At 54.7% G+C, this 4,407-nt stretch carries 4 protein-coding genes; all 4 read right to left on the bottom strand.

The features are described from left to right. Window positions 1-37: 37 nt before the first annotated feature. Complete coding sequence (fadD, locus tag FDW87_RS18175) at window positions 38-1,723, bottom strand: long-chain-fatty-acid--CoA ligase FadD (protein WP_131350914.1); 1,686 nt, start codon at window positions 1,721-1,723, stop codon at window positions 38-40. Between the two features lie 204 nt (window positions 1,724-1,927). Beyond that, window positions 1,928-2,512 (bottom strand): Slp family lipoprotein, encoded by a 585-nt coding sequence (locus FDW87_RS18170; RefSeq protein WP_016153384.1) that lies wholly within the window; start codon window positions 2,510-2,512, stop codon window positions 1,928-1,930. Window positions 2,513-2,606: 94 nt separating this feature from the next. Beyond that, entirely contained in the window at window positions 2,607-3,302 is a 696-nt protein-coding gene (gene tsaB, locus FDW87_RS18165; protein WP_016156791.1) for a tRNA (adenosine(37)-N6)-threonylcarbamoyltransferase complex dimerization subunit type 1 TsaB, read from the bottom strand. 58 nt (window positions 3,303-3,360) lie between these two features. Continuing rightward, the coding region (locus FDW87_RS23000; RefSeq protein ID WP_252363238.1) for an ATP-dependent DNA helicase at window positions 3,361-4,407 on the bottom strand (1,047 nt) is incomplete at its 5' end.

Here is a 4,407-nt window from a genome sequence, read left to right as displayed (position 1 = left end):
CGGATTACCCGGCGTTTTCTACTGGCTGACTTAACGCTCAGCCTTTATTGTCCACTTTGGCGCGCGCTTCGTCACGTAATTCTCGTCGCAAAATTTTACCGACGTTAGATTTCGGCAACTCGTCGCGAAACTCCACCAGCTTCGGTACTTTATAGCCCGTCAGGTGACGACGGCAGAAAGTGATAAGCGCCTCATCAGTTAACGAGGCATCTTTCTTCACCACGAAAATTTTCACCGCTTCACCGCTGCTGCCCGACGGAACACCAACCGCAGCCACTTCCTGTACGCCAGGATGTTGCATAACCACGTCTTCAATTTCATTTGGATAGACGTTAAAGCCGGACACCAGGATCATATCTTTCTTACGATCGACAATACGCAGGAAGCCTTCTTCATCCATCACCGCAATATCGCCGGTGTGCAGCCAGCCGTCTTTGACGATTTCGTCGGTGGCGTCTGGTCGCTGCCAGTAGCCTAGCATCACTTGCGGACCTTTCACGCACAGTTCGCCCGGTTCTCCCGGCGGCACTTCGTTATCGTCGTCATCCACCAGTTTGACCTCGGTGGAAGGAACCGGTAACCCGATACTGCCGCTGTGGTAGTCGATATCATGAGGATTGACGCTCACCAGAGGGGCACACTCCGTCAGGCCATAGCCTTCCAGCAGATACTGACCGGTCAGCTTCACCCAACGTTCAGCTACCGCCTGTTGAACCGGCATCCCGCCACCTGCCGAAAGGTGCAGTGACGAGAAGTCCAGTTGTTGGAACTCTTTGTTATTCAGCAGCGCGTTAAACAGCGTGTTGACGCCGGTCATGGCGGTGAACGGATACTTCGCCAGCTCTTTTACCAGTCCCGGAATATCACGCGGGTTGGTAATCAGCAGGTTTTGACCGCCCAGCTCAATAAACAGCAGACAGTTCATCGTCAGCGCAAAAATGTGATACAGCGGTAGGGCCGTCACCACCAGTTCTTTACCCGGATGCAGCAACGGGCCATAAGTGGCGTTAACCTGCTCAAGGTTAGCCAGCATGTTACGGTGCGTAAGCATCGCGCCCTTCGCCACACCGGTAGTCCCCCCGGTATATTGCAGGAACGCCAGATCTTCCGACACCACTTCGGGTTTCACATACTGCATGCGATAACCGTTTTGCAGCGCACTACGAAATGAGATGGCATCCGGCAGGTGATATTTCGGCACCAGACGCTTGATATACTTGACGACAAAGTTAACCAACGTCCCTTTGGCGGTCGACAGCTGATCGCCCATACGCGTCAGGATCACGTGTTGCACCGACGTTTTGTCGACGACTTTTTCCAGCGTGTGGGCAAAGTTAGACACGATGACAATCGCCGACGCGCCGCTGTCGTTGAGCTGATGTTCCAGCTCGCGAGGCGTGTACAGCGGGTTCACGTTCACGACGATCATGCCAGCACGTAAAATCCCAAACAGTGCGACCGGATATTGCAGCAGGTTCGGCATCATCAATGCGACGCGATCGCCCTTCTTCAGCCCGAGTCCCTGTTGCAAATAGGCCGCAAATGCCCGGCTACGCTCTTCAAGCTTGCGGAAGGTCATCACCTCCCCCATGTTTACAAACGCGGGCTGATCGGCATACCGTCTTACTGAGTGTTCAAAGAGTTCCACCAGGGATTGATAACGGTCAGGATTGATCTCCGCAGGAACACCAGCGGGATAACGGTTAAGCCAAACCTTTTTCAATACATCACCTCTAAAATGCGTATTCGTCGTCATCACAACCCCAGGCAATAAACAAACTGTTAACATAATATTAACTCAGCGTACCAGTTTGTTTATTACACAACGACAAGGTTGCGAAGCACGTCACTATTTATTTTTCTTATATCCACGTTAATGCAGAAACAGCGGACGAGCCGCTGTTTCTTTTACTCATAAAACAAAGAGTTACTCAGTTACTATGGTCTGAACCTGTGCCGGGCCGGGATTGTACCATCCCCATCCACCGTAGCCACCGTAAGGCCAGCCACGCGCACCGTAGAACCAGGGGTCGATCGGCTGAGGCGGCATAACAATTTGCTGAGTAATATGCCAGCGTTTATAGCCAGTTACCTGCATCAGCATGAATTTATACGGCGTATTACCGATTTTTCCATCCACAGTACCGCTAATCGGACCGACGACGGTAACCAGTTGACCGCGGAAGTCCACCGGGTCGAGGAAGCCATTTACATCAGCATAAATTCGCCCGCGGGAGGCTTCGCCCAGCACCGGTCGCGCCCCACTATCAAGAGGAACAGTGGCAATTTCCAGACGGGATTTCCCCTGCTGGTTCTGAATATCCACAACTTTACCGCCGAAACGCGCTTCCTGTCCGACATACAGCTGCGGGGCATTCATAACCCGCACCAGATCCTGCTGCGGCGTAGGGCTCGAACCTTTAATCGCGTCCGGGATGGTGACACAACCGCTAAGCATTAACGCGAATGCGCCCGCCAACACACCTTTCAATAACTGCTTTTGCACCGCCATATTGCGACTCCCTTTTCTTAGCTTCTGCCCCGACCAATTCACCATGCTGCGCACTGACGGCTATGCGAATTAACCAGGGATGTACTACTAAGATTCATTCTTTACCGGGAAGTTTCTTCCATGCCACGGTGTTACGTAAATAAACCGGTTCCGCATGTTCAACCGCCACGGTCTTACCGGCAGCCAGCATTTGCGTGGCAACAGGCAGCATATCTTCAGCCGCCGGAAGCAAAACGTCGCCATCGCTCAGCGTCAGACCGCTGTCTTTACCGAGCTCAGGCCAGGCAGGCCAGCCCGTTCCGACCGTTACCCACTCGCCAGACAGTTGCAGTAAACGCGCATGCACCTGCTCGGGGGTTAGCACCGCTTCGGTTTCTTCACCGTGCCAGTTGCCGTGCTCATCACGCAGGTATTCGGCCCAATAGACTTCGCCCATTCGCGCGTCGATCGCAGCCAGTACGCGGGTCGCGCCCGACTTACGCCAGGCTCCCTGCGCCATTGTTGCCAGGGTGGAAACGCCGATCATCGGTAAATTCGCGCCTAACGCCAGCCCCTGAGCAATGCCAATCCCAATACGTACACCGGTGAAACTGCCAGGACCGCGACCAAACGCCAGAGCGTCGATATCGGTTAACGTAAGACCGCCAGCGGCCAGGATTTCCTCGACCATTGGTAAAATTCGTTGGGTGTGTTCTCGTGGGCAAAGCTCGAAATGAGCCTTGGTAGTACCGTCATTCCACAGGGCAACAGAGCACGCCTCTGTGGCGGTATCGATAGCCAGAATTCGCATGGGTGTTTGTGATCAGGTCAATAAATTTGGCGCGCATCTTACCACACTCCGTAACAAATTACTCAGTCGTTGGTATGGCAAGAAAACGAACAGCGCGAGCAATATCACGCGTCCGCGGCGCAGGCGGAAGACTTGCCAGGAAAGTGGCACCGTAAGGTCGCATCACCAAACGGTTGTCGCAAATCACCAGCACCCCGCGGTCGTCGGCGTCACGAATCAGACGCCCCACGCCCTGTTTCAGGGTGATTACCGCATCCGGCAACTGAACGTCTTCAAACGGATCGCCGCCGCGCAAACGGCAGTCCTCCATCCTCGCTTTTAACAGCGGATCGTCCGGCGAGGTGAACGGCAGTTTATCAATAATCACCAGCGACAACGTATCGCCACGCACGTCCACCCCTTCCCAGAAGCTGCTGGTGGCAACCAGTAACGCATTACCTGCGCTGACAAACTGCTGTAACAGTTGCCCTTTACTGGTTTCGCCCTGCAGCAGCACGGGAAGGGTCATGGTGGCGCGGAATTGTTCCGCCAGATCGCGCATCATCGCGTGCGAGGTACACAGCATAAAGCAGCGCCCGTTGTTCGCTTCGATAATAGGACGCAGCATGGATGCCAGCTGACGCGCCGCTCCCGGTTGGTTGGTTTGCGGGAGATTACGCGGCACGCACAGCAGCGCCTGGCGGGTGTAATCAAATGGACTTGGCAGCAGCATCGACTCGGCATCTTCAATACCCAGCCGCGCGGTGAAATGATGAAGGTCATCGTTTACCGACAGCGTCGCGGAGGTAAAAATCCAGCAGCCCGGCTTCTGTTCCATCACTTCTTTGAATTTATCCGCCACCGTGAGCGGCGTCAGCGCAAGGGTGAAATGCCGCGAGGTGCATTCATACCAGTAGCTGAAACCTGGCTGGTTGATCTCTTTCAGGCGCTTCAGACGAGTACGGTAAAGCGTGGCACGTTCAAACGCGGCATCCAGCAAGGCGGAACGTCCGAGAGACAGTTTCGCCACGTCGTAACACAGCTCCAGCGTGTCATCGAGCAACAAAAACGCGCGCTGCACGCGCGGGTCGGCCAGCAGTTCCCGCAAGTTTCCTCGATAGCCCGG

This window comes from Citrobacter sp. wls826, assembly GCF_005281245.1.
GTDB classification, from domain to species: domain Bacteria; phylum Pseudomonadota; class Gammaproteobacteria; order Enterobacterales; family Enterobacteriaceae; genus Citrobacter; species Citrobacter braakii.
The sequence above is the reverse complement of the archived record's forward strand: the minus strand, read 5'-3'. Positions and strand labels throughout refer to the sequence as shown.

Coding starts and splice junctions, on each gene's coding strand:
- FDW87_RS18170 (WP_016153384.1), bottom strand. CDS start 2,512: ATGGCGGTGCAAAAGCAGTTATTGAAAGGTGTGTTGGCGGGCGCATTC.
- tsaB (WP_016156791.1), bottom strand. CDS start 3,302: ATGCGAATTCTGGCTATCGATACCGCCACAGAGGCGTGCTCTGTTGCC.